General features: G+C 73.4%; 19 protein-coding genes. 11 read left to right on the plus strand and 8 right to left on the minus strand.

Annotation, left to right across the window (positions count from 1 at the left end; all coding sequences use genetic code 11):
- The first annotated feature begins 89 nt into the window (after nucleotides 1–89).
- The 6 genes from DFJ66_RS40735 (at nucleotide 90) to DFJ66_RS40760 (ending at nucleotide 8,752) form a co-directional block, all read left to right on the plus strand.
- Nucleotides 90–1,220, plus strand: a complete 1,131-nt coding sequence (locus DFJ66_RS40735) for an RCC1 domain-containing protein (RefSeq protein ID WP_170200030.1) — start codon at nucleotides 90–92, stop codon at nucleotides 1,218–1,220.
- Nucleotides 1,221–1,680: 460 nt separating this feature from the next.
- Nucleotides 1,681–3,255, plus strand: a complete 1,575-nt coding sequence (locus DFJ66_RS40740; RefSeq protein ID WP_121229987.1) for an NAD(P)-binding domain-containing protein — start codon at nucleotides 1,681–1,683, stop codon at nucleotides 3,253–3,255.
- 5 nt (nucleotides 3,256–3,260) lie between these two features.
- Nucleotides 3,261–4,367, plus strand: coding sequence for an alpha-hydroxy acid oxidase (locus DFJ66_RS40745; RefSeq protein WP_121232457.1), 1,107 nt, complete (start codon nucleotides 3,261–3,263; stop codon nucleotides 4,365–4,367).
- Nucleotides 4,364–5,764, plus strand: coding sequence for a cytochrome P450 (locus tag DFJ66_RS40750; protein ID WP_121232459.1), 1,401 nt, complete (start codon nucleotides 4,364–4,366; stop codon nucleotides 5,762–5,764). The genes DFJ66_RS40745 and DFJ66_RS40750 overlap by 4 nt, the downstream gene beginning before the upstream one ends.
- Nucleotides 5,765–5,777: 13 nt before the next feature.
- Nucleotides 5,778–7,037 carry a cation:proton antiporter gene (locus DFJ66_RS40755; RefSeq protein WP_121229989.1) on the plus strand — a complete coding sequence of 420 codons (1,260 nt, stop codon included), beginning with the start codon at nucleotides 5,778–5,780 and terminating at the stop codon, nucleotides 7,035–7,037.
- Nucleotides 7,028–8,752: a thiamine pyrophosphate-dependent enzyme gene (locus DFJ66_RS40760; protein ID WP_121229991.1), complete on the plus strand. Its 1,725-nt coding sequence runs from the start codon at nucleotides 7,028–7,030 to the stop codon at nucleotides 8,750–8,752. Before DFJ66_RS40755 ends, DFJ66_RS40760 begins: the two co-directional genes overlap by 10 nt.
- 25 nt (nucleotides 8,753–8,777) lie before the next feature.
- On the opposite strand, the gene DFJ66_RS40765 is transcribed toward DFJ66_RS40760, so the two are convergent.
- The 6 genes from DFJ66_RS40765 to DFJ66_RS40795 form a co-directional block, all read right to left on the minus strand.
- On the minus strand, nucleotides 8,778–10,676 hold the full coding sequence (locus DFJ66_RS40765) for a ricin-type beta-trefoil lectin domain protein (RefSeq protein ID WP_121229993.1): 1,899 nt from the start codon (nucleotides 10,674–10,676) through the stop codon (nucleotides 8,778–8,780).
- Nucleotides 10,677–10,738: 62 nt separating this feature from the next.
- Nucleotides 10,739–11,683, minus strand: coding sequence for a carbohydrate kinase family protein (locus DFJ66_RS40770; RefSeq protein WP_121229996.1), 945 nt, complete (start codon nucleotides 11,681–11,683; stop codon nucleotides 10,739–10,741).
- A gap of 386 nt (nucleotides 11,684–12,069) precedes the next feature.
- Nucleotides 12,070–13,077 carry an NlpC/P60 family protein gene (locus tag DFJ66_RS40780; protein WP_211351485.1) on the minus strand — a complete coding sequence of 336 codons (1,008 nt, stop codon included), beginning with the start codon at nucleotides 13,075–13,077 and terminating at the stop codon, nucleotides 12,070–12,072.
- Between the two features lie 25 nt (nucleotides 13,078–13,102).
- The gene (locus DFJ66_RS40785) at nucleotides 13,103–13,588 is read right to left on the minus strand and encodes a poly-gamma-glutamate biosynthesis protein PgsC/CapC (protein ID WP_121230000.1); all 486 of its coding nucleotides are present in this window, start codon (nucleotides 13,586–13,588) and stop codon (nucleotides 13,103–13,105) included.
- On the minus strand, nucleotides 13,585–15,474 hold the full coding sequence (pgsB, locus tag DFJ66_RS45245; protein ID WP_121230002.1) for a poly-gamma-glutamate synthase PgsB: 1,890 nt from the start codon (nucleotides 15,472–15,474) through the stop codon (nucleotides 13,585–13,587). Before pgsB ends, DFJ66_RS40785 begins: the two co-directional genes overlap by 4 nt.
- A complete protein-coding gene (locus DFJ66_RS40795; protein WP_121230004.1) occupies nucleotides 15,471–17,693 on the minus strand; it encodes a HAMP domain-containing protein in 2,223 nt (740 codons plus the stop codon). The genes pgsB and DFJ66_RS40795 overlap by 4 nt, the downstream gene beginning before the upstream one ends.
- A gap of 241 nt (nucleotides 17,694–17,934) precedes the next feature.
- On the opposite strand from DFJ66_RS40795, the gene DFJ66_RS40800 reads away from it, so the two are divergent.
- Nucleotides 17,935–18,789 carry a hypothetical protein gene (locus tag DFJ66_RS40800; protein WP_121230006.1) on the plus strand — a complete coding sequence of 285 codons (855 nt, stop codon included), beginning with the start codon at nucleotides 17,935–17,937 and terminating at the stop codon, nucleotides 18,787–18,789.
- A gap of 59 nt (nucleotides 18,790–18,848) precedes the next feature.
- Here DFJ66_RS40800 and DFJ66_RS40805 read toward each other — a convergent pair whose 3' ends face one another.
- Entirely contained in the window at nucleotides 18,849–20,783 is a 1,935-nt protein-coding gene (locus DFJ66_RS40805; RefSeq protein WP_121230008.1) for a heavy metal translocating P-type ATPase, read from the minus strand.
- Nucleotides 20,784–20,833: 50 nt separating this feature from the next.
- Between DFJ66_RS40805 and DFJ66_RS40810 the strand changes: the two genes are divergently transcribed.
- Both DFJ66_RS40810 and DFJ66_RS40815 read left to right on the plus strand, forming a co-directional pair.
- Nucleotides 20,834–21,184 (plus strand): ArsR/SmtB family transcription factor, encoded by a 351-nt coding sequence (locus DFJ66_RS40810; protein WP_121230010.1) that lies wholly within the window; start codon nucleotides 20,834–20,836, stop codon nucleotides 21,182–21,184.
- Nucleotides 21,185–21,237: 53 nt separating this feature from the next.
- Nucleotides 21,238–21,606, plus strand: a complete 369-nt coding sequence (locus tag DFJ66_RS40815) for a hypothetical protein (RefSeq protein WP_121230012.1) — start codon at nucleotides 21,238–21,240, stop codon at nucleotides 21,604–21,606.
- A gap of 43 nt (nucleotides 21,607–21,649) precedes the next feature.
- On the opposite strand, the gene DFJ66_RS40820 is transcribed toward DFJ66_RS40815, so the two are convergent.
- Nucleotides 21,650–22,198 (minus strand): hypothetical protein, encoded by a 549-nt coding sequence (locus tag DFJ66_RS40820; RefSeq protein ID WP_121230014.1) that lies wholly within the window; start codon nucleotides 22,196–22,198, stop codon nucleotides 21,650–21,652.
- Nucleotides 22,199–22,521: 323 nt separating this feature from the next.
- Here DFJ66_RS40820 and DFJ66_RS40825 point away from each other — a divergent pair, with 323 nt between their 5' ends.
- Both DFJ66_RS40825 and DFJ66_RS40830 read left to right on the plus strand, forming a co-directional pair.
- A complete protein-coding gene (locus tag DFJ66_RS40825) occupies nucleotides 22,522–23,004 on the plus strand; it encodes a universal stress protein (protein ID WP_121230016.1) in 483 nt (160 codons plus the stop codon).
- Nucleotides 23,001–25,691: a bifunctional acetate--CoA ligase family protein/GNAT family N-acetyltransferase gene (locus tag DFJ66_RS40830; RefSeq protein ID WP_121230018.1), complete on the plus strand. Its 2,691-nt coding sequence runs from the start codon at nucleotides 23,001–23,003 to the stop codon at nucleotides 25,689–25,691. Before DFJ66_RS40825 ends, DFJ66_RS40830 begins: the two co-directional genes overlap by 4 nt.
- Nucleotides 25,692–25,739: the final 48 nt, after the last annotated feature.

A 25,739-nucleotide genomic window follows, 5' to 3' on the forward strand; every position in this document is an offset into this window, starting at 1 on the left:
GAAACCGTGTCACGAACGCGATTACGTTGTGTCGCGCAGCAACCACTGAGAGGAAGGGAGTCGGGGTGTTACGACGCACGATGTGTGCTGTGTCGGCGGCGCTCGTGATCGGCGGGCTCGGGGTCGGCGGGTCGGCAGCCGCCGCGGTGTCGGGCGGGGTCTCGGCCTGGGGGAGTGGCGGTTACGGCGAACTGGGTGACGGGTCCACCGCCGAGCGGCTCCTCGCGGCACCGGTGCCGGGGTTGACCGATGTCGTCGCGATCGACTCCGGGCGTGGTCACGTGATCGCGCTCAAGTCGGACGGGACGGTGGTGACGTGGGGGTACAACGGGTTCGGCCAGCTCGGCGACGGCACCAGGACCAACCGGGGCACGCCGGCGCGGGTCGCGGGGGTGACGGGCGTGGTCGCGATCGCGGCGGGCAGCGACCACAGCCTGGCGGTGCGGTCGGACGGGACCGTGCTCGCGTGGGGCTGGAACGGCTCCGGTGAGCTGGGCGACGGTTCCGGTGCGACCGTGCAGACCCTGCCGGTTCGCGTGCAGGGCGTGACCGGCGCCAGGGCGGTGTCGGCCAACAACCGGCACAGCCTCGCGGTCACCGCTGACGGCACGGTCCTGGCGTGGGGCTCCAACAACGGCGGGCAGTTGGGCGGCAAGGACACCACCGAGGTGCGCCGGGTGCCCGCGCCGGTCGCGGGCCTGTCGAACGTCGCCGCCGTGGCCGCGGGCAGCGAGTTCAGCCTGGCGCGGCACATCGACGGAACGGTCAGCGCGTGGGGCCGGAACCTCAACGGCCAGTTGGGCGACGGCACCACCCTGACCCGCTCCGACCCGCGCCCGGTCAGCGGACTCGCCAACGTCGTCGACATCGCCGCGGGCGGCAACCACGGCCTGGCGGTCCTGGCCGATGGCACCGCGATGGCCTGGGGCTTCAACCGGTACGGCCAGCTGGGCGACGGCACGACCACCGACCGGAACCGCCCGGTGCGCGTCCGCGGGCTGGCCGGCGTGACCGACGTCAACGGCAGCCTCAACCACAGCATCGCCGCGACGGCACAGGGTTACGCGTTGGCGTGGGGCCTGAACCACCACGGTCAGCTCGGCAACGGGACGTTCGCCGACAGCAGCACTCCCGTGCTGGTGGTCGGACTCTCCGGCGTTCGGGCCGTCTCGGCGGGATCGGCGTTGAGCGCGTTCAGCATCGCGCTGACCACAGCCTGATCCACGACCCGCAGCACCGATTACCGGGCCCGACGCCCTGATACGCCACAAGGTGGAATAGGCCGAGGGGTGGCGCGACGACCTGAAAACCGTGCGTGACGTTCTCGCACGCCCGATCGCCCACCTGTGCGAATGAGTCACGCGCCAACGGGTTTCCCTGCCGTCCCGGATCCGCTCATGCCGGTGTCGTGGCGATAACCACTGGTCACTCGGGGTCCAAAAGCGCGCTGTGGCGGTCGCGCCACCTCTCACCACCATCCACAAAGGCCTACGGCGAGTTCGGGCGAACGCACTAGGGCCGATCCCGCGCCTGCCCTTCGCGTTTCACGTACGTGAAACCGGTCGGTCCTTCATATGAGACGCGGACATCCAGCCGTCTGACGGTTTCCGAACGTCCGGGAAACACACCATCCTGATCGGACTGCACATCCTTACCGCCCTGCATCGGAAGGACCACACTGTGCACCACGAACCCCTCGACCACCTGGTGCTGGGCGCCGGGCCGGCGGGCCTCCAGCTCGGGCAGTCGCTCCAGGCGGCGGGCCACCGCTACCGGATCCTCGAAGCCGGACCCACGCCGGGCACCTTCTTCCGCACCTACCCGCGCCACCGCAAGCTGATCTCCATCAACAAGGTGCACAACGGCACGTCCGACCCGGAGCTCAACCTCCGGATGGACTGGAACTCCCTGCTGTCCCCGGACCCGGACCTGCTGTTCCGCCGCTACAGCGCGCGGTACTTCCCGCACGCCGACGACCTCGTGCGCTACCTGGCCGACTACGCCGAGGCGTTCGACCTCGACATCGCCTACGACACCCGGGCCGTGCGGATCCGGCGCGACGACGGCTTCGTCGTCACCGACCAGCACGGGCGGGAGCACCGCGGCGCACGGCTGGTCGTGGCCACCGGGGTGAGCCTGCCCAACGTCCCGGACATCCCCGGCGTCGACAGCGCCGAGCACTACGCCACGGTGTCGGTCGACCCGGACGACTTCGTCGACCAGCGCGTCCTGATCATCGGCAAGGGCAACTCGGCGCTGGAGACCGCGGACAACCTGGTCGAGACCGCGGCGGTGATCCACGTGGCCGGGCCGCACTCCATCCGGATGGCCTGGAACACCCACTACGTCGGCCACCTGCGCGCGGTGAACAACAACTTCCTCGACACCTACCAGCTCAAGTCGCAGAACGCCCTGCTGGACGGCCACGTGCTGTCGATCGACAAGGACGAGAGCGGGTACCGCGTCCGGTTCAGCTTCTCGCGCGCCGACGAGTTCGTGAAGGAACTGCGCTACGACCGGGTCATCGTGTGCACCGGCTTCCGGTTCGACGCCTCGCCGTTCGACCCCGGGTGCCGTCCCGAGCTCGTCATCAACGACCGGTTCGCCGCGCTCACCCCGGCCTACGAGTCGGTCAACGTGCCGGGCCTGTACTTCGCGGGCACGCTGATGCAGCAGCGCGACTTCAAGAAGTCCACCGGCGGCTTCATCCACGGCTTCCGGTACGCGGTCCGCGCGCTGAGCCGCATCCTCGACGAGCGCCACCACGACCGGCCGTGGCCGCACCTGCCGGTCGCCCCGGAGCCGGCCGCGCTCGCCGACGCCGTCGTGGCGCGGGTCAACCGGAGTTCGGCGCTGTGGCAGCAGTTCGGCGTACTCGGGGACCTGCTCGTGCTGCCGCCCGGCGAACCCGCGCGCTACCACGAGGAGGTGCCGGTCGACTACGCCCACGGCAGCCCGCTCACCCGGGACGGGGACTACTTCACCGTCACCCTGGAGTACGGCCCCGACCACGACAAGGTCGACCCCTTCGACATCACCGTGCGCCGGACGGCGCAGAACTCGGTCGAGGAGGCGTTCGACGCCTCCTACCTGCACCCGGTGGTCCGCCACCACCGCGCCGGCGAACTGCTCGGCGTCCACCACCTGGCGGAGAACCTGGAGAACGAGTGGGACCACCCCGAGGTCCACCACGCCCCGCTCGCCGGGTTCTTCGCCCGCGCGCTGGACCGCCTGCCCAGCGCCGCGGGGCGGTGACGGCCGTGGCGCTGTCCGTCCGCGACTTCGAAGCAGCCGCCCGCGCCACGCTGGACCCGGTGTACGCCGACTTCATCGCCGGCGGGGCGCGGGACGAGATCACCGTGCGCGCCAACGAGGCGGCGTTCGGCGAGCTGCAACTGCTGCCCAGGGTGTTGCGCGGCAACGCGGTCCGGTCGCTGGACATCACCCTCTTCGGCGGCCGGGCGAGCATGCCGGTGCTGCTCTCACCGACCGCGTTCCACAAGCTGGTCGACCCCGAGGGGGAGGTGGCCACCGCTCGCGCCGCCGCCGCGGCGGGCGCGATCATGGTCGTGAGCATGGCGTCCACCGTGGCGGTGGGGGAGATCGCCGAGGCCGCGCGGCGGGCCTGCGAGGGCGCGGACCCGCCGCCGCTGTGGTTCCAGCTCTACCTCCAGCCCGACCGGGAGATCACCGAGGCGCTGGTGCGCCGGGCCACCGACGCCGGGTGCGCCGCCCTGGTGGTCACCGTCGACTCGGCCGTGCTCGGCGCCGGCGAGCGCAACCGGCGCAACGGCTTCCACGACCTGCCGCCGGGTCTGCGCTGCGAGAACCTGGTCGACCTGCGCGACGGGGAGAACGGGCACGTGCGGCAGATCCTCATGTCCGCGGAGTTCACCTGGGAGCACGTCGACTGGCTGCGCGGGATCACCGACCTGCCGATCCTGCTCAAGGGCGTGCTGCACCCGGACGACGCGCGGCTGGCCGTGCGCCACGGCGTCGACGGGCTGGTGCTGTCCAACCACGGCGGCCGGCAGCTGGACACCGTGCCGGCCACGCTGGAGCTCCTGCCGGAGATCGCCGCCGCGGTCGAGGGCCGCGTCCCGGTGGTGCTGGACGGCGGGGTGCGGCGCGGCACCGACGTGGTCAAGGCGCTGGCGCTGGGCGCTTCCGCCGTGGGGATCGGCCGCCCGGTGATGTGGGCGCTGGCCGACAGCGGCGAGAAGGGCGTGCGGCGGCTGCTGGAGCTGTTGCGCGAGGAGCTGGACGACACCTTGGCGTTGTGCGGCGCGTCCGGTGTCGCCGACCTGACGCCGGAGCTGGTCCGGTTCCCGTCGTGGGGACCGCGGTCCGGGCGGGTGGTCCCGTGAGCCCCACCGGGTGGCTGGTCGCCGGGGCGGCGGTGGTCCTGGCGGTCAGCCTGCCGCACTGGCTGCCGCGCGTGGTGGTCGCGCTGCGGGTGCGCATCTTCACCTGGGTCAACGGCGAGGAGGGCATCGCCGTGCCCGGACCGGACGTGCCCGTCGAGGAGTTCAGGCACGTGTACGGGCACCCCGCCGCCAACGGCCGCAGCCGGGGCGCCGCCCTGTCCGACCTGTTCTGGTACTGGCTCTCACCCGGCGCGCAGGTGCACCAGGAACACCTGGAGCCCGGTCCGCGCTACGAGGACGTGGCCCGCACGACCCGGCGCGTCCTGGCCGGGCTGACCCGTCCACAGTGGACGGAACTGGTCGCCGACCGCGCTCGGCGGGTGCTCGACGAGCTCGAGGACGGACCCGGCGGGCCGCGCGTGCGCAAGGTCAGGCTGCGCGACCTGATGATGCCGATCTGGGCCGAGGTCTACTACGAGGTGGTCTTCCGCGAGCGGTGTCCGCGGCACGTCCGGGACCTGATCACCGGCAACGCCGACGACGTGGTCAACTCGCTGAAGTGCGTCAGCCCGCGGCACATGGACCGGCGCGACCGCCTCACCGCCTACCTGCGGGACCGGCTGGCCGACGACCCACCGCCCGTGCCGATGCCCGCCACGCTCGACGAGCGGGAGCGGGCCTACTACCTCCAGGGCACGTTCTTCAACACCGCCGTGGTGCAGATGTCGGAGGCGATGGCCCACCTGCTGCTGGCCGTCGCCACCCACCGCCGGGTGCGGGACCGCCTCCTCGCGCACCCGGAGGACACCGAGTACCTGGAGCGGGTGATCGACGAGACGTTGCAGCACTTCCCGCTGTTCGGCGTGGCCCACCGGATCACCACCGGCGAGATCGCCCGCGCGGGACGTCCACCCATCCCGGCGGGATCGGTGCTGCTGTTCCACTACCCCGAGTACCAGCGGTCGGGGACCGCGGACCACCGCCGGTTCGACCCGGACCGGTGGCTGTCGCCGGAGACCAGGCCCGCCACGGCCATCCCGTTCGGGGTGACCGCCAACCGGCCGTGCCCGGCCCGCGGCTTCGCCGTGCTCACCATGCGGGTCGTGGCGCAGGAGGTCCTGCGGCGCTACCGGCCGGAGTCCACGGCCGAGCACACCCGGTCGCTGCCCAGCCGCGGCCCGTGCCTGCTGGTGCCGCACACCGGCGCGGCCGTCCGGGGCCTGCGCGTCCGGCTCGCGGTGCTGCGGCTGGGCGACCTGTGGGCGGGCATCCCCCGCAGCCTGGTGCAGCTCGCGCTGGGCACCTACATGGTGTGGGACGCCCGGCGGCAGGGCCTGTGCCGCAACCACTTCGCCTCGGCGGGCGGCACCGAGCCGTCCGTCGTCGGCGGCCGGTGAGGGAGGTGGAACGGTGACCCCGGTGCAACTGGCGCCCGCGTTCTTCCTCGCCGCCGTCGTGATCCTGTTGACGTGCCGGGTGGTCGTGCTGGTGACCGGCCGCTTCGGGCAGCCGCCGGTGGTCGGCGAGATGATCGCCGGCGTGCTGCTCGGCCCGTCGCTGTTCGGGCTGGTCGCCCCCGGCGCGTCGGCGGCGGTCTTCCCGCCGCAGTTGGGGCCCGTGCTGTACGTGGCGAGCCAGATCGGCCTGGTGGTGCTGATGTTCCGCGCCGGGTACGAGTTCCGGGCGCACGCGGGCCGCGAGCTGATCGGGACCGCCGCGGTGGTCTCCGCGGCCGGAGCGCTGCTACCCCTGGTGCTGGGGATCGTCCTGACCGTCGTGGCGCACGGCCGCGTGGACGTCTTCGTGGACGGGGTGTCGGTGTGGGTGACCGCGGCGTTCGTCGGCGTCACCCTCGCGGTCACCGCCTTCCCGATGCTGGTCCGCATCATCACCGAGCGCGGGCTGGCCGGGTCCAGGTACGGCTCGCTGGCCCTGGCGTCGGGGGCCGTGGACGACGCCGTCGCCTGGCTGCTCCTCGCCGGTGTGCTCAGCGCGGCCTCGGGCGAGCCGGGGCCGATCCTCACGGCGGTGGGCGGTTCCCTGGTGTTCCTGGCGGTGCTGGCGCTGCCGGGGCGCAGGGTCCTCGCGTGGATCGTGACGCGGCCCGGGTCCAGCGACGAGACGAGGTTGCTGCTGACCGTCGCCGTGCTGTTCTGCGGGGCGTGGTTCACCGACGTCATCGAGCTGTACGCGGTGTTCGGGGCGTTCTGCGTCGGCATGGCCATGCCGCGCCACGAGGCGTCCGACCGGGTGGTGCGCACCACGCAGGCGATGACGCAGGTGGTGCTGGTACCGCTGTTCTTCGCCTACTCCGGCCTCAACACCCGCTTCGACCTGTTCGCCGACCCCGCGGTGCTGGCGTTCGCCGCGGCGGCCGTCGTGCTCGCCGTGGTCGGCAAGTTCGGCGGCTGCTGGGCGGCGGCCCGGCTGCGCGGGGAACCGGCGTCGGTGGCGGTCCGGGTCGGCACGCTGATGAACGCGCGCGGCCTCATGCAGCTCATCGCGCTCAACATCGGGTTGCAGGCGGGCATCGTCGGCCCGGCGATGTTCACCGCGCTGGTCCTGGTCGCGCTGGTGACCACGGTGATGACGGTCCCGGTGCTGCGGTGGCTGGACCGCCGGGACGCCCGTGCCGACAGCGCTTCGGAGGTCGTGGTGAAGTGGCACTGAGCGGCGCCGAAGCCCTTGTGGCGCAACTGGAGCGGGAAGGGGTCCGGCACGTCTTCGGCGTGCCGGGCGTCCAGCTCGACCACGTGCTGGACGCGCTGGCCCGCTCGCGCGGGCGGATCGCCTACCTCGCCGCCCGGCACGAACAGGGGGCGGCGCACATGGCGGAGGCGTACGCCCGGACCACCGGACGCCCCGGTGTCTGCCTGGTCGTCCCCGGGCCCGGGGTGCTCAACGCGCTGCCCGCCCTGGCCACCGGGTACGCCTGCTCGTCGCCGATGCTGTGCGTGGCGGCCGACCTGCCGTCCACGCTGGCCGGCCGGGGCCTGGGGATGTTGCACGAGCTGCCCGACCAGGCCGGCGTGCTGGCCGCGGTCACGAAGTGGTCGGGGCGGGCCGAGACGCCGGAACGCGTCGCGGACCTGGTGCGCGAGGCGGTGCGGCGGTCGCGGTCGGGTCGGCCGCGACCGGTGGCCCTGACCATCCCGGCCGACGTCCTGGCCGCCAGGATCGCCCCGACCGACCCGATCGCCGGGACCGACTCGACCGCCGGGACCGAGTCGACCGCCGGGACCGAGTCGACCGCTGGGACCGACCCGACCGCCGGTCCACCCGTCGCCGTCGACGCGCCGGACGCTTCGAGCGTGCCGGGCGCGACTGCCGAGGACATCGCCGCCGTGCTGCGCGCCGCCCGGCGTCCCCTGATCTACGCGGGCGGTGGCGTGCAGGCGGCTCGGGCCGGCGCCGCGCTGACCGCGCTGGCCGAGCGGCTGTCCGCGCCCGTGGTGACCAGCCGCAACGCGGGCGGCGTCATCCCCGCCCGCCACCCGCTGGCCTTCACCAGCCTGGCCGCGCCGAGGCTGCTGCCGAACGCCGACGCGGTGCTGGTGGTGGGCAGCCGTTTCGTCACCCCGCGCGGCACCGCGCCGCCCACCGCGCCGGGCGCGACCGTCGTCCTGGTCAACGCCGACCCGGCCGACCTGGGTCCGCCCCGCCCGGCCGGGCTCACCTGGTGCGCCGACGCCCGGACCGCGCTGGAGGACATCCGCAGCGCCCTGCCCGGTCCCGGCGCACCGGAGTGGGACCCCGACGACCTGGCCGAGGTGCGCGCCTGGTGCGACCGTCGGGTCCGGGCCGTCGAACCCCAGTGGTCGTACGTGCGGGCGCTGCGCGAGGCGATCCCCGAGGACGGGATCCTGGTCAACGAGCTGACCCAGGTCGGCTACCTGGCCGCCGTCGGCTACCCCGTCCACCGGCCCGGCACCTTCCTCACCCCCGGCTACCAGGGCACCCTCGGCTACGGCTACCCGTCCGCGCTGGGGGTGAAGGTGGGCAACCCGGACCGCGAGGTCGTCTCGATCAACGGCGACGGCGGTTTCTGCTGGAACGTGCAGGAGCTGGCGACGGCGCGCATGTACGACATCGGCGTCACGGCGGTGGTCTTCAACGACAACGCCTACGGCAACGTCAAACGCATCCAGGCGGACGAGTTCGGGGGCCGCTTCATCGGCAGCGACCTGGCCAGCCCCGACTTCGTCCGCCTGGCGGAGTCCTTCGGCGTGCCCGCCGTGCGGGCGACGACCCCCGCTGCGCTCGCGGGAGCGTTGAAGGACTCGTTCCGCGAACCGGGCCCGTCGCTGATCGAGGTCCCGGTCGGCGAGATGCCCAGTGTCTGGCCGCTGCTGCTGGGCGGAGCCCCGGGCTCCGTCCGCGCCTGACCGCCGCGCGAGGCCGCCCGCCCGGTCACCCGGTCGGCATGCTCCACGACTGGTTCGCGCCGCCGACGCAGTCCCACACCTGCAGCCGGCGGCCGTTGGTCGGGTCGCCGCTGGGGAGGTCCAGGCAGCGCTGGGACCACGAGTTCCGGTACTGGTTCGCGCCGACGCGGACCCACCGCTGGTTGTCGCCGCCCCAGCACGGGCGGGTCTTGAGCACCGCGCCGTTGCCGATGGTCTCGCCGGGTTGGTCGAGGCACTCGTCGCCGATCTTGATCTTGCCCGCGGCGGTGAACGTCCAGCGCTGGTTGGTGCCGTTCCAGCAGTCCCAGACGGCGACGGCGGCGGTGGCGCCGTCGCGGTCGACGCACTTGTCGGTGCCGTTCCACTTGATCATGCCGACGCCCTGGTCCGGTCCGCTGGGAGCGCTGGTCCACGCCTTGCTCAGCCGCCGGAAGGTCAGCGATTCGATGCGGACCGTGCCGTTGTTGGCGTAGGCGCGGATGCCGAGGCTGCCGCTGGAGGAGTCGAAGTCGACGTTGTCGGTGACGGACACCTTGCCGTCGTTGCCGAACGTCTCCAATTGCCCTCGGTCGACCAGGATGCGAAGGCGCACGCGGTTGTTCACAGGTGGCATGGGGGTGTCGGCGAGGGTCTGGCGCACGCGGTCGTAACCGATCGCCGCGTCACGGGTGCCGTCTGCGCGGCGGTGCAGTTCGAAGCCGAAGTCGGTGGCCGTGGCCCCGTTCAGGTCGTAGGTCGCCTCGATCTCGTAGGTGTCGGCGGTGGTGCCGTTGAACGGGTTGGTCGCCAGGTCGTTGGAGACCGTCAGGTCGCTCCACGTCTGAGCGGGTTGGCGGAGGGCGGAGATCTCACCAACCGGGTTGCGGGTCACCCGGATGCCCTCCGGGAACGTCCGCAGGCCGAGCTGTGCGGGGAAGGAGGCGTTGCCGGTCCAGGTCGAGCCCTTGTTGCCGGGCTGCCAGAACATCTGCACCACGCGGTTGGTGGGCAGGTTGGTGAAGGTGAGGCCGGCGTAGGCGGTTCCGTCGAAAGCCGTGCGCCCCACGTCCATCCGCTGCGGTCCCGTCCAGCCGGAGTCGGGGGCGAAGACACCGTTGCTGTTGAGCGTGCCGACGACGTACTCGCCGCTCGCGTCCTGAAGGACCCACTTGGGGTTGGCGGTGTTGCCGTCGACCGGGAGTTGGTAGAGGTCGGGGCACTCGAACAGCCAGTCGGCGCGGTACTCGCCGCGGTAGGTCCAGGTGAGCAGGTCGGTGGAGCTGTAGAACTTCGCGGTGTTGCCGCCGTCGTTCCCCCAGAACACCATGCCCCAGCGGTTGCGGGCGGCGTCCCGGAACACCTTCGGGTCGCGGGACTCGTACGGGGTGGAGATCACCTTGGCACCGCCGTTGTGCATCCGGAACGTCTTGGCGCCGTCCGTGCTGTAGGCGATGGACACGCCGTTGGTGTTGGTGAACAACAGGATCGGGGCGTCGGCACCGGTCTTGAGGCCGGTGACGTTGTCGTGGTCCACCCAGCCGCCACCGGAGAAGAGCGTGGCGTTGTGGACGCCCGGCTCCAGGGCGATCGGCTTTTGGGTCCAGTGCACGAGATCGGTGCTCGTCGCGTGGCCCCAGTGCATCGTGTCCCAGTACGTGCCGTGCGGGTTGTGTTGGTAGAACAGGTGGTAGACGCCGTTGTAGTACAGCGGCGCGTTCACGTCGTTCATCCAGCCGCCCTGCGAGCTGAAGTGGAACTGGCCGCGGAAGGGCTCGTCGTAGTCGGTGGCGTCGTAGGGGTATTCCGGGTAGGTCGCCGCTTGCGCCGCGGGGGCGGCGATCACCGAGGCGGCGACGAGGACGGCCACCGCGGCGAGGGTGGTGGTGCCACGCCGGAGCGAGCGCGTGAAGGCGGATCCGGGCATGCTTGCCTCACTTCACATCGGTGGGAAGGGGGCGTGCTTCCAGGTGCTGGGGGTGTCGGCGTTCAGCGGGTCGCGGTGCGGACGTCGGTGGGGAGCAGTTCGTCGAACCACGGGGAGTCGGCGCCGGGGCGGGTGCAGGTGATGGCCGCGACGCGTTGGGCGTAGGCGAGGGTGTCGGCCAGGTCGGTGCGGGTGAGGGTGCCCAGGTCGGTGCGGGTGAGCAGGTCGTTGCGGTCGAACGCCGCCAGCAGACCCGCCATGAACGCGTCCCCCGCGCCCACGGTGTCCACGACGTCGACCCGGAGGGCGGGCAGTTCGACGTCACCGGTGGGGCCGGAGGCGTAGACGCCCTCCGCGCCGCGGGTGACGACGACGAGAGCCGGTCCCAGGTCGTGCCACTCGGCCACGACCTCGGCCGGCGGCCGGTCGGGGGCGATCCAGCGCAGGTCGTCGGCGCTGACCTTGACGATGTCGACCATGCCCAGCCAGCGGTGCAACCGGGCCCGCACGGCGGTGTCGTCCTTGACCAGCACCGGCCGGATGTTGGGGTCGAGGCTGATGACGCGGTGGGGGTGTTCGCGGGAGAGCAGGGTCTCGAACGTGGCGGCCATCGGCTCGACCGCGAGGGCGAAGGAGCCGCCCACGTGCAGTTGCGCTTCTGGCGGGAGGGCCGCCGGCAGGTCGGTCGGCTGCCAGCCGCCGTCTGCGCAGCCGTCGATGTAGAAGGAGTAGTCGGCCGTGCCGTGCGCGTCCACGTCCACCACCGCGAGCGTCGTCGGCTCGGTCGACTCGACGGTGTGGCGCAGGTCGACGTTGGAGGTCGCGAGGTGCGCGCGCAGCAACGCGCCGAAGCGGTCGTTCGCCAGACGCGCCAGCAGAGCGGTCTGCGTGCCGAGCCGGCCCAGTCCGACTGCGGTGTTGGCCGGGCTGCCGCCGGGGATGGGCCGGTAGCCGCCGACGCGGTCGGGCACGAGGTCGACGAGCGCCTCACCGCCAACGATGATCATGTCGCGTTCCTTGTCGGGCTGGTGATCGGGCCTACGTCAACGTTGACGTAATGCGAGATGGGCATGGTTGAGCTACGAGCCTGGCGTGGATTCGGCGTGATCAGCGGAAGTCGGGCCGTTGAGTCAACGTTGACGCTAACCGCGTGGCCCAAGTCACGACAAGCTGCCGTTACCCAAGCGTTACCTCGAAACGGTGCGGTCGTTCGGGTAGGCGCGGGATGCGTTGGAGGTGGCGGCGCGGCTGGACCTGCCGGGGCGGGTGCACCACGCGTCGGACCTGTTGGTGTTCCCGGTGCTGATGCGGGACCGGGCGGCGCTGGCGGACCTGGTGTCGGCGGTGCTCGCAGGGGTCTTCGGCGTCGCATCAGCGTCACCCCGGCCCGGGCTCAGAGTCGGCGGGCGGAGCGCCAGGCCGTCGAGTAGAAGCCGCCGTCGTCCAGCAGTGAGGTGCCGCCGACGTCGCCCAGGGTGGGGCCGTTGATGCGTTCGCGGCTGGAGATGAAGCGGTGGTGGCCGCCGTCGTCCAGGCCCAGGTAGATGCCGACGTGGTCGAGGGTGTCCGGGTCGTCCTCGATCTCGAAGAAGACCAGGTCGCCCGGCTGGAGGCGGCCGTAGTCGGTGGCGCGGCGGCGTTCGTGGGGCACCAGTGGCACACCCGGGCCGAACTCGGAGATCGCGTAGGCGCGCCGGGGGATGCCCGGTCCGGCCGTGTTGGTGCCGAGCAGGGGCATGCCGAGGCGGTAGCCGTAGACCAGGCGGACGTAGCCCGAGCAGTCGACCGAGCCGTAGCGGCCCCGCTCGGGTTGCGCGTCGGGGCCGTCGGGGAACTGCCAGGGCACGCCGAGGTAGTCGTAGAAGTCGGACTGCTCCTGCCGCCCGGCTCCCGAGGCCTTCACCGGCCCGAACGAGGCGTCGCCGCTGAAGCGCACGCCGTTGGCGTCGGTCTGGTCGGGTTTGCCGGCGAGGTACTCGGTGGCGACGGCGAGCACGTCCGGGCTGGTGTCGCCGCGCGCCTTGGCGAACCACTCGGTGAACCAGCTCTCCTGCTCGGCGCCGGCCCGCCACGGCTGGGGGAGCAGCCGCACCCACGAGGAGGTGTTGACCGTGGCCTTGGTCGCCTGCGGTTCGCTGAACGACCGGCGTGGTCCGTTGAGCACCACCGTCCGCGCGGTGTCGGTGAGGACGGCGACCACGTCACCGCCGTGGCGGACGACGGTCCGGGCGGGGTCGGCGAGCCGCTCGTAGACGAGCCGGTCGGCCTGCGCCTCGACCCGCGGGGAGGTGGGTGCGCCGGCGTTGTCGGTCGTCGGGCTCGGCGAACACGCGACCGTCGCGACGACCACCCCGGCGAGTGCCGCCGCGACCGACAGGGTCCGCACCGTTCTCCGCGTCACCCGCACCTCTTCCGAACCGGACGTCTCACACCGTGGGCACCAGCCCGATCAGCACACCGCTGGCCAGCACACCATAACCGGCCGCGCTGACGGTACCGGTCGCCAGCGCGGTGACCAGCGGGGGCTGCCGCACGAGCTGGTAGGCGATCAGGCCGGGGACGACGAAGCCCAGCGTCTGGTGGGCGAACAGCAGCGGGTAGTCGCTCTGGATGAGCAGGTACAGGGTGGTTTGCAGGAGCACGCCGGTGAGCACCACGGCCGCGAACAGCCGCTTGCCGTAGAGGATGACCACGCGCTGCAGCAGCTTCACCGCCCCGAAGGTGACGGCGCTCATGACCACCACCAGGAGGGCGCGGCGGTAGTCCTCGACGAGCGTGAGGGCGAGCCAGCCGGGGGTGATCATGCCGCCGGGGGAGAGGTTGGTGGTGAGGTAGCAGGCCAGGGAGAACACCAGGCCGATGGCGAGGCCGAGGGTGGCGACCTCGGGCAGGAGGAGGGATCCGTTGGTCACTGCTGCTCCGGGCTGCGGGGTGCGGGACGGTCGTCCGGCCGTCGGGGTGCGCGGCGGACGGGTGGCTGCTGCCGAGCGGGGTCGGCGAGGTCGTCGTGCGGGTCGGGGGCCGGTCGCCGGGGCGGGTGCGGCGGTGCGGCACCGGTGCGCGGCACCGGGCCGGGTGGCAGGCCCCGCCGCGGGTGGGGGTCGAGGTACCGCGTCTCGGCCGAGGCGTTCCCGGCGGCGTCCGGCGGCAGGCGGCGCGGCCGGTCCGCGCGGCGGGGCCGGTCCGCCGGGTGGGGGCGGTCGACCGGGTGGGGAGCGGCCGGGTGGGGTGCGGCCGGGTGGGGTGCGGCCGGGTGGGGTGCGGCCGGGTGGGGTGCGGCCGGGTGGGGAGCGGCCGGGTGGGGAGCGGCCGGGTGGGGAGCGGCCGGGTGAGGTGTGGTCGGGTGGGGTGAGGCCGGGTGGGGTGAGGCCGGGTGAGGAGGGGTGACCGGCGGCGAGGGCGTCGGACGTCGGTCGCGCGGCACGGGCGTCGGGTCGACGAGGGGACGCGACGGGCGCCCGTCCGGTGCCCCGCGCGGCGGGGTGCGGCGGATCGGGGCGCCCGGTGCCGCTCGCGGTGGGACCGGACGGGCGCCGTGCCGGTCGGCCGGGGGCCCGGGTGGTACCCGTCCCGCCCCGCCGCGGCCCCCGGGCTGCCGGCCGGCGTCGCCGGGCTCCTCGGCCGGGGGCTCGGGCAGGTGGTCGACGGCCTCCAGCAGGACCTCGCCCTGGCCGTGGATGTTGCCGATCGCCACCAGGGACGCGGTGGACTCGACCTCGGCCAGGATCGCGTCCAGCAGCTCCTGCTGCCCGCGCGGGCCGCCGAGGTCGGTCACCCGGTCCCGCCACCGCTCGTCCACGGCGGACAGCGCGCTGCGGGTGGGCTCGCCGATGAGCACCACCCGGTCGGGGTCGATGCGGGCGATCAACGCGCCCATCTGCTTGTTGCGCTCCACGCGGTCCGGGCGGCAGTTGACGACCACGTGCAGCGGGCGCGCGATGGCGCCCTGCTCCAGCAGCCGCTCGATGTTCATCAGCGTGGACTCGGGGTCGTTGGCGGCGAACACGTTGGCGAGCTTGATCCGCTTGTCGCCCACGGCGCGGGTCTGCACGGACAGCACACCCGGGTCCGGGGGCGCCGACCACATGCCGGCCAGCGCCGAGCGCCGGTTGACCCCGAGCAGTTCGGCCACCTTGAGGGCGATGGCGACGTTCTCCTTGAACGTGACCCACGTGAAGCCGGCCATGTCCTCGTCGGTGACGGACTCGGGGTCGACGGCGATGAGCTCGCAGTTCCGCTTGGCCGCCTCCTCTTCGAGGATGTGCAACCGGTCCTGTTCGGCGGTCACGCACACGCCACCCACGGGCATGGACCGGCTCAGCGAGCGGGCCACGTCGTCCAGGGTCGGGCCCATCTCGGCGAGGTGGTCCTCGCGGACGTTGCACAGCACCCCGATGGTGGAGCGGATCAGCTTGCTCTGGTTGATCTCCTGGAGGTCGGGCATGACGGCCATGCACTCGATGACCAGCACGTCGGACCGGTAGGCGGCGGCGCGGCGCACGATGCCGATCTGCTCGACGACGTTGGCGATGCCCCACTTGCGGTAGACGGGTTCCTCGCTGCCGTCGGGGTGGATGAACCGCGCCGCCGTGCCGGTGGTCTTGGCCGTGGTGACCAGCCCGCCGCCGCGCAGCGCGCCCGCGCACAGGCGGGTGATGGAGCTCTTGCCGCGGATGCCGTTGACCAGGACCCGGTGCTCGATGCTGTCGAGCTGGGCCAGGTGCCTGCGCTGCTCGACGACGCCCGCGGCGAGCATGCCCGTCGTGAGAACCAGGAAGACGACGTAGAGGTAGGTCACCGGACGCCCTTCCCCGTTCGGGCGGAGGTCGGCGGGCGGCGGACCGGGGTGCGGGTCGTGGCGGTCGTGGCGGGCGTGGCGGGCCGGGCGGGCGTGGTGGGCCGGGCGGGCGTGGCGACCGGTTCCATCACCCTGGTGGGGTCGGTGGCCGCGCCCCGCGGCCTGCGCACCTCGCCGAGCCGGTCGTGGCCCTGCGTCACGGCCTGGCGGCAGATCTCCAGGCAGGACGCGATGGTGCCGACCTCGTCGTGCCGCTGGGGGTAGATGACCGAACCGAAGTCGCCGCGCACGAGCCGGTCGGCGGCGCGCGCCACCCGGCGCAGCGGGCCGAGCACCGAGAAGGTCAACCAGCCGTAGCCGAACAGCGCGACGAGCGCGGCCATGAGCGCGACCAGCTGGGCGTGGCGGCGGCTCTGGTTGACCGGCAGCGCGAGTTCCGCGCCGGGCTTCTCGGCGACCACGGTCCAGCCGAGCTTGCCGACCTCGCCGCCCTGCACGGCGGCGGCGGAGAAGATGCCCGGACCGTCCTCGCCGGGGTGGACCGCGCTGACGGCGGCGCCGCGCCCGGCTCGGGCGGCGCTGTCGCGCATCGCCTGGTCGTCGACCTGCTCGAACGCGATGAACCCCTCGGTGGCGCTGATGGTGCGGAACTCGCCGTCGACCAGGCGCGCGTTGCCCGGCACCTGCCGGAGCAGCCCGCCGAGGTGGTCCAGGTCGAACTCGCCGATCAGCGTCGAGCCGTCCTTGAGCGGCACCTCCGCGAAGATGACCGGAACGCGGCCGGTCTGGTTCTGCTGGCGCAGTCCGGCGCTCTTGGCCGGCGGTTCGCCGGTGCGCAGCGGCGGCCGGCCGTGGGACGTCTCCACCCGCCCGGCGGGGTCGACCAGGTAGAGGCTGCGGTAACGGGTCTGACCGGCCATGACCTGGGCGAGCGCGGCGCGCAGGGTGTCGCGCGACCCGCCGCCGTCGGCGACCGCGGCCAGGTCGGCCAAGCCGTCGTTCATGCTGCGCCGCAGGGCTTCGGTGGCTTTGGCGGTCTGCGTGCGCACGCTGGCCACGACCGTGTCCGGGATCTCCACCTCGGCGGAGCGGTAGACCACGAGCATCCCCGCCGACCAGGCGAACACCGAGGCCGCGAGGACGCCGGCGGTGGCCCGGACGGTCGGCCGGCGGCCGGTGACCGGTCGCGCCTGCCCGGTCCCGCCGGTCAGGCGGTCCAGGCACAGGTCGGCGGCGGCCACGACCCGGGCGACCTCGGCGGTCCGGGCCGGGCGGACCTCGGTGTCCAGGTCGCCGGCGGCCAGGGAGAGCAGGTCGGACCGCGCGGCGAGCACGGGGCTGGTGACGACGCGGCGCACGACCAGGAACCCGGCGACGGCGACCAGTGCGAGCAGCGCGGCGGGCAGGACGCCGGACGCGCCCGACGAGCCGCTGAACAGCCGGCCGTCGGCGACGGCGACCACCGCGAGGTCGAGGCTGTCGGGGCTGCTCGACGGCGTCACGCGGGCGTAGGCGAAGGTGGGTTGGACGCGGTCGGCCCGGTCGCCCAGCAGGACACCCGACCCGCCGGACGCGGCGCGGGCGGCGTCGGCGACCAGGCGGTCGACGGCCGGTGCGCGGTCCCGCGCGAGCGGCCCGACCGCGCCGACGACCTTGCCGCTCAGGGTCGTGAGCACGAACGACTGCCTCAGCGCCTGGTCCGCGTCCGGCTCGGGCAGCCGCACGGCGCTGGTCGCCACGAGCAGGCGCCCGTCGGGCAGTGCCGTCGCGGCGACGAGGACGGCTTCGCCGTTGGCCGCGACCGTCGAGGCCACCGCGGCGCCGTCGACCTGTGCCGGGACCGCTTGCACGGGCACCTGCTCGCCGCGGGCGGCCACGAGGGTGCGGCCGGTGCCCGAGAGCACCGCGGCCCCGCGCCACCTGCGGTTGCGCACCAGTGCGTCCAAGGCCTGGTCGGGCTTGTCGCCGGCGCCGACCGAGGCGGTGCGCAGGTCGCCGAGGCTCTGGCTGGCGGTCGCGCCGATCGAGCGGGCCACGCCCAGGGCGATCTCGAGCTGCGAGTCGCGGAACGCCGCGGGGACCTCTTCCTCGGCGTCGCGGCCGAGCAGCACACCGGTGGTGACGGCCACGGCGAGGAGCAGGACCAGCAGCAGCGCGGGCAACGACCTGACGGCGCTGAGGAACCCGTGCTCCGGGAGTTGCTCCCGCAGGCGTCTCACCCGGTCGTCACGGACCGTGGTTGATCTTTGGCGCACGAAACTGTCTCCGACCCTCACGTGGAAGCAAGGTCGCGCCCCCCGTTAGCGCTACCCCCTTTGGTGCAAACCCGTAGATTGTGCACCAGAAGGTAGCCGCCGCACGCATCCAGTGGAGGTAGTGAGTGTCTCCGACGAGTGAGACCGGCTACCAGAAGTGACAAAGTTTCGGTTGCGGTCGAACATCAGGTGGGTTGTCGCCGTGATGGGGATCGCCCTCGTGGGGTGCGACACCGCCACCTCCGGGAAGGGCGTCGCCCCGCCACCGCCCGCGGACCTCGGCGACCGGGTGCGCGACTACGCCGACGCCCTGCGCGAGGACGCGCCCTACCGGCCGCCCAGCCCCGAGCAGCAGCGCGAGTTCACCGCCGCGCTGGCCGGGCTGGCGGCCACGCCGTCGGACGCGGACGACCGGCTGCGGGCACTCGGCGTCGCCGTCGCGCGCGCGGTCGACGGGCCCACCGGCCGTCCCTACGCGCTCGTGTCGACCGAGCCCAACGCCGAGCGCGGGTGGGGCCTGTACGTCGTGGACCTCTCGCGGGGTTCGCGCGTCGCGGTTCAGGTCCCGCACCCGGCCAACGACCTGGGCACCCCCGAGATCGGGGTGGCGTTGTTCCGCCGGGTACCCGGCGCCGTGCTGGCCGTGTCCGGGACCCACCGCCGGGTGGCCGGCGGCGCCGGGGACGTGGCGCGCCGAGCGGACTCGATGTTCCACGCCGTGGCCGAAGCGCACTCGCGCCACCACCTGCCCCAGGTGCAGGTGCACGGGTTCGACGACGACAGCCTCCCCTCAGCCGACCTGGTGCTCTCGCCCGGTGCCGGTGGGGACGGCCCGGTGCTGGACGAGGTCGCCGACGACCTGGACGGGTCGATGCGGGTGTGCCGGGCGTGGGCGGAGGACTGCGGCGACCTGGAGGGCAGGCGCAACCGCCAGGGCGCGGTCGCGGCCGAGCACGGGACGTTGTTCGCACACGTCGAGATCAACCGGACCACCCGCGACACCCCGGACCGGTGGGAGGCGGTCGTCCGCGCCTTGGGTGAGGCCCTGGACGGCGTGTGACCCGGGGGCGTCGACCACCTCCGGCGGCGGCGACATCGGGCACGAAGTCGCGGCGGCGGTCACGTCCGGCACCGGGCGCTGGTCGCCTGCCCGGCCGTCACCCGCCGTGCCGGACGCGGGCTCGGCGACGTTCGGTGATGTGCGGGCCACGCGCGCTTGGACAGCAGGCGCAGGCCGTTCAGCGCGACGAGCACGGTGGACCCCTCGTGCCCGGCCACGCCCAGGGGTAGGGGCAGCGTGCCGAGCAGGTCCCACGTCGCCAGCACCAGGACGATCGACCCGGCGACGACCAGGTTGGCCACCACCAGGCGGCGGGCTCGGCGGGCCAGCGCGACCACGGCCGGGACCGCCTCCAGGTCGTCGCGCAGCACGACCGCGTCCGCCGTCTCCACGGTGAGGTCGGAACCCCTGCGGCCCACCGCGATCCCGGCGTCGGCGGTGGCCATGGCCGGGGCGTCGTTGACGCCGTCGCCGACGAACAGCACGCGCTGTCCCTCCCGCCGCAGGGCGGTCACCGCGTCGGCCTTGTCGTGGGGGAGCAGCCCGCCGCGGGCGTCGTGGATGCCGACCTCGGCGGCGACGCGTCGTGCCGCCTCGGGGTTGTCGCCGCTGAGGAGCACCGGCGGCGCGCCGACCACCGCGTGCAGCCCGGCGACCGCGGCGGCGCTGGAGGGGCGGACCCGGTCGGCCAGCAGCAGGACCCCGACCCGCGTGCCGTCGACCTCGACCGCCACCGCCGTCCGACCGCCGGTCGCCGAGTCCGGGGCGGCCACCACCGACACCCGACGCCCGCCGACGACGCCCGTCACGCCCACGCCCGGGGTCGCCCGGAACTCCCGTGCCGCCGCCGGCCGCAGCCCGCGCTCGCCAGCGGCGGTCACGATCGCCGCCGCCACCGGGTGCTCGCTCCACACCTCGACCGCCGCCGCGAGGGCCAGCACCTCGTCGTCGCCCGCGACCAGGTGCGGGCGGCCTTCGGTGAGCGTGCCGGTCTTGTCCACGGCGACCACCGTCACCGCGCCCAGCTGCTCCATCGCGACCGCGGACTTCACCAGCACGCCGTGCCGCCCGGCGTTGGCGATGGCGGCCAGCAGCGGCGGCATGGTCGCCAGCACCAGGGCGCACGGCGACGCCACGATCATGAACGTCATGGCGCGCAGGAGGGTCGGCTGCAACTGCGCGCCGAACACCAGCGGCACCCCGAACAACGCCAGCGTCGCCACGACCACGCCGATCGAGTACCGCTGCTCCACCTTTTCGATGAGCAACTGCGTCCGCGCCTTGGTCTCCGACGCCCGCCCCACCAACGCGACGATCCGCGCCAGCACGCTGTCCGACGGATCGCGGGTCACCCGCACGCGCAGCGCCCCGGACCCGTTGAGCGATCCGGCGAACACCTCGTCCCCGACCGCCTTCGCCACCGGCAGCGGCTCACCGGTGATCGACGCCTCGTCCACCTCGCCGACCCCGTCCACCACGAGCCCGTCCGCGCCGACCCGCTCACCGGGCCGCACCAGGATCTCGTCGCCCACCCCCAACGCCGAGGCGTCCACGACCTCCTCGCCGCCGCCGACCACCCGGGCGGCGCGCTGCGGGGCCAGGTCCAGCAGCTCCCGCACCGAGTCGGCCGTGCGCCGGGTCAGCACCGCCTCCAGCGCGCCGGAGGTGGCGAAGATGACGATGAGCAGCGCCCCGTCCACGACCTGGCCGATCGCGGCGGCCCCGATGGCGGCCACGATCATCAGCAGGTCCACGTCCAGCGACCTCTCGCGCAGCGCCCGCAGCCCGGTCAGCGCGGGTTCCCAGCCGCCGGCGGCGTAGCAGGCCAGGAGCAGCGACCACCACAGCCATGCCGGTGCACCGGCCCACCACAGGCTCAGCCCCAGTGCGAAGAGCGCGGTGGCCGCACTCGCCCACCGGACCTCCGGCAGCCCCCACACCCCGGTGCGGGGCGGGTTCCGGGTGATCTCCGTCGTCGTCACGCCGGCTACCATACCGGAACACATGAAGAGGTCTTCATTTGTTCTTTGGATAGGATCACGCCATGGGACACGGGACGGGCGATCGGGGCGTGCCGCCCGCCGTGCTGGACGCGGAGTCGGCGGCGAGCGTGGCCGCGACCCTCCAGGCCCTGGCGACCCCCAGCAGGCTGCGCATCCTCGCCCGGCTGCGGCACGGCCCCTGCGCGGTGGGCGAGTTGGCCGAGGCGATCGAGATGGAGCAGTCCGCGGTCTCCCACCAGCTGCGCCTGCTGCGCGCGTTGGGGCTGGTGGTGGGCACCCGGCACGGGCGCAGCATCGTCTACAGCCTCTACGACGACCACGTGGCCCAACTGCTGGACGAGGCCGTCTACCACATCGAACACCTCGGCATGGGCGCCACCGACGCGGTCTGACCCGGATCGGCGGTGGCAGGACTACCGTAAGCGTGGCTGCAGGGAGGCACTCGATGTCGAGCTGGTCGACCGTCGCTTACGGGGCCGCGTTGTCGGCCGTGCTCGCCGCTGTCGTGGTGGGGTTGCTGGTGCGGCCCCGGCTGCCGCTGGTCGTCGTGACCGCCGGGGTGGCGGCGGGGCTGGGGCCGGCGGCCTGGAACGCGATCCTCAACGCCGTCGACGCGCCGGGCTTCTTCACCGACGCGCCGATCGCGGTGTTCCCGGTGAGCTGGCAGGACACCGGTAGCGGGGTGTTCGCGACCGCGGTGGCGGCGCTCCTGCTCGGGTTCGGGCCGCAGCGGGACCTGGTGGGGCGCAAGGTCGCGACGGCGGCGTTGCTCACGGGGCTCGCGGCGCTGGTCGTGGACGTGTACCTGTACTGACCGCCGGCGCGACGATCGTCGGCTTGTCCGTCCCCTCGGGGTTTCAGCGCAGCCAGGTGTTGTCGCGGACCTGGGGGATGCCGGCCCACCAGCGGCCCAGGCCCCAGGTGTCGCCGGCGTTGGTCCAGGCGACGGCGATGAGGGCGAGGGCGTAGACGATGTGGTAGTCCACGACGGGGTTGGTGGACATGGTGGGTTGGCCGGTCGAGGTCATCTGTGCGAGGGGCCATTCGGCGGCCCACATGAGCAGCATCATGAGGGTGCCGGAGATCGCGGCGACGCGCAGGCCGATGCCGAGCACGACGGCCGCGCCGATGCCGAACAGGCCGGCCATGAAGAGCAGGTCGGCCCAGAACGCGCCGGCCCAGTCGTGGAAGAGGGACTCGAAGGGGCCGACGTCGACGCGGCTGAGGAAGCCCTTGGTGGGTGAGCCGCCGCCGAACCAGGCGTTGGCGGACTTGGTGGCGTAGCCCAGGCCGAAGGCCTTGTCGAAGAACGCCCACAGGAACACGAAGCCGGTGGCGATGCGCAGCACGGCCATCGTCTTGGCGGCGGTGTCGGTGCGGGTGGGGGAGTCGGCGATCGCGGTCATGGGTTTCCTCCGTCTGGTCTCGGGTTCTCGGTCCGAGCCTGTCAACCGCGCGGTGCCGGGGATGCGGCCGAAGGTCCCTGTGTGGCCGGGACTCCCGGCAGTCGTCCACTGAGGACATGTGTCGGTCACGGGCGTGATCGGTGCGGCACTGGCTGGACACCGGCGGCGGGTGGACCGCGGTTCGCGCTGCCGCTGACCGTGGTCGCCGACGTCGTGGCCCGGTGACGCGGGGTCGAAGGTCCCGGGCTCGTCGGGACCGCCGCCACTGACCGCCCGGCTCGTGTGGCGGGAGGCTCGGGGACGAGGCGAATCGAGGAGGAGTGATGGACAAGACCGTCGTCGTGGGTGTGGACGGGTCGCCCGCGAGCCGTGCCGCGTTGCGTTGGGCCGTGGAGGAGGGGGAGCGGCGGGGGTGTGCGGTGGAGGTGGTGCACGCCTGGCACGTCGACCACGCCATGGTGATCGGTCCGTTGTCGGCGTCCGTGGCCGCCGCGATGGACCCGGCGGTGCTGCGTGACGGGCACCAGGCCGTGCTGGACGAGGTGGTCGGCGAGGTGGACACCGATGTCGAGGTCCGGCCGGCGTTGGTCGAGGGGGACGCCCGGGACGTGCTGGTGAAGGCCTCCGAGCACGCCGCTCTGCTCGTGGTGGGCAGCCGGGGCGCGGGGCCGGTGCGCGAGGTGCTGCTGGGGTCGGTGAGCTCCTATTGCGTGCACCACGCCCAGTGCCCGGTGGTCGTGTTGAGGCAACCGCAGGAAGAGCACGCCGAGCCGAAGCCCGTCGTCACGCCTGGACCGTTGCTGTGAGGGCCTCGGTCGGCGAACGCGCGTTGCTGGCCGACGGCCGGGTCGTCGTGGTGCGGGAGTTGGGTCCGGTCGACGCCGACGCGTTGCGCGCTCTGCACCGCGGTCTGCCGCCGGAGGACCGCTACCTGCGGTTCTTCAGCGCTTCGCCGCGCGGGCTGGACGAGTTCGTCGACCGGCTCACCTCGCCCGTCGAACCGCGACACGTGGTGCTGGGCGCGTTCGCGGGTGAGGACTTGGTGGGGGCGGCCAGTTACGTGGTCGTGGACGGGGATTCGGCCGAGGTCGCGTTGGTGGTGTCGCACGAGCGGCAGTCGCACGGTGTGGGCACGCTGCTGCTGGAGCACCTGGTGTCCCTGGCCAAGCGGCGCGGGGTGCGGCGGTTCGAGGCGGACGTGCTGCCGGTGAACTCCCGGATGCTGCGCGTGTTCACCGACCTGGGGTTGGTGTTCACGTCCACTTCGGACAGTGAGGTCGTGCACGTGGACCTCGGGCTCGACGCCGGCGAGCAGTACCTGGAGGCGGTGGCCGACCGGGAGCTGTCCGCCGACGTGGCGAGCCTGCGGTCCGTGCTGCGGCCGGCCTCGGTGGTCGTGGTCGGGGCGAGCCGTTCGCGGGAGTCGGTCGGGAACGCGGTGCTGCGCAACCTGCGGGCGGGCGGGTTCGACGGCGACCTGTGCGCGGTCAACCCGCATGCCCGTGAGATCGAGGGTGTGCCGTGCTTCCGGTCCGTGGACGAGGTTCCGGAACCGCCGGATCTGGCCGTGGTGTGTGTGCCCGCGCACGCGGTGCCGGCGGTGGCGGAGGACTGCGGGCGGCGCGGGGTCAAGGCGCTCGTGGTGATCACGTCGGGGGTCCAGGCCGAGGCGCTGATGGCCGCCGTGCGGCGGTTCGGGATGCGGCTGGTCGGGCCGAACTGCGTCGGCGTGGCCGGTGGCGAGCCGGGTGCCCGGGTGAACGCGACCTTCGTGCGCGGCCGGGTGGAGTCGGGTGGGATCGGGGTGGTCACGCAGTCCGGCGGGATCGCCATCGCGGTGTTGGAGGCGTTGGGGCGGCTGGGGCTCGCGGTGTCGGACCTGGTGTCGACCGGCGACAAGTACGACGTCAGCGGCAACGACCTGCTGCTGTGGTGGGAACGCGACGACCACACCCGGGCGGTCGTGCTGTACCTGGAGTCGTTCGGCAATCCGCGCAAGTTCTCCCGCCTGGCCCGCCGGGTCGCGCACCGCAAGCCCGTGGTGGCGTTGCGGGCGGCGAGCAGCGAGGCCGGGCAACGGGCCGCCGCCTCGCACACCGCGTCCACCGCGACCCCGGCCGTGACCCGGGACGCGTTGTTCCGGCAGGCCGGGGTGATCGCGGTGGACGGCGTGACGGAGTTGGTGGAGGTGCTGGCCGCGTTGCACGCCACGCCGTTGCCGGGTGGGCGGTCGGTCGCCGTGCTGAGCAACGCGGGCGGGCTCGGGGTGCTCGCGGCGGACGCGTGTGTCCACAACGGACTGTCGATCGCCGAGCTCGGCCCTGGGACGGTGGCGGCGCTGCGGGCGCTGCTGCCCGGTCCGGCGAGCGTGCACAACCCCGTGGACACGACGGCGGTGGTGGACGACGAGACCTACGCCCGGTGCCTGGACCTGGTCGCGGCCGACCCCGCCGTGGACGCCGTCATCGCGGTCACCGTGCCCACCGCGCTGGGCGACCCGAGGTGCGGGGTCCACCGGGTGGTGAAGCCGGTGGTGGCGGTGAGCACCGACCAGGACCGGCCGGTGCGCCTGGTGTCCGGTGGCATCGCCTGCTATGCCGAACCGTCGCGGGCCGCCGCCGCGCTGGCGGTGCTGGCCGAGCGGGGCAGGTGGCTGCGCACCGATCGGACGCACGTCGACTTCGATGACATCGACCTGGCCACGGCACGTCAGGTGGTGCGCGAGCACCTCGCCGTGGAGCCGTCGGGCGGTTGGCTGGACCCCGACCAGGCGGTCCGGCTGTTGAGCGCGTTCGGCGTCCCCGTGCTGGGCGGCGTCCTCGCCCTGGACGCCGACTCCGCCGTGCGCGCCCAACACGCTTACGGCGGACCTGTGGCCGTCAAGGTGGTCGGTCCGCTGCACAAGAGCCGGGGCGGCGGCGTGCTGCTCGACCTCGACGGCCCCGACGCGGTCCGGGACGGGTTCGCCGCCCTCGCCGAGCGCTTCGGGGACCGCTTCGGCGGGGTGTTCGTGCAGCCGATGGCCGAGCGCGGACGTGAACTGCTGGTGGGAGTGGTGGGTGACGCCAGGTTCGGCCCGCTGGTGGTGACCGGGCTGGGCGGGGTGGACACCGACGTGGTCGACGACCGGGCCGCCGCGCTCGCGCCGTTGAGCGTCGCCGACGCCGACGAGGTGCTGCACGGGTTCCGCGCCGCGCCGAAGGTGTTCGCCGACCACCCCGAGGAACCGGTCCGGGACGTGCTGCTGCGCGTCGGCCGGCTCGCCGAACTGCTGCCCGAGGTCGCCGAGCTCGACCTCAACCCGTTGGTGCTGCACGGGGACCGGGTGCTGGCGGTGGACGCGCGGGTGCGCGTCGCGCCGGCCGAGCCCGGCGACCCGTTCCTGCGCAGGTTGCGCGACACGCCCCGGGGGCCGAACACCGAGGAGGAGCCGGTGGTGGACGGGGCCGGCGTGCGGTTCCCGGGAACCCGCCACGCCGTCGGCCAAGGCTGAGCCCGAACCCGCGCCCCGAGCCCGAACCCACGCGCTGAGCCCGCACCC

Origin of the sequence: Saccharothrix variisporea, assembly GCF_003634995.1 — a bacterium.
Taxonomy (GTDB): domain Bacteria; phylum Actinomycetota; class Actinomycetes; order Mycobacteriales; family Pseudonocardiaceae; genus Actinosynnema; species Actinosynnema variisporeum.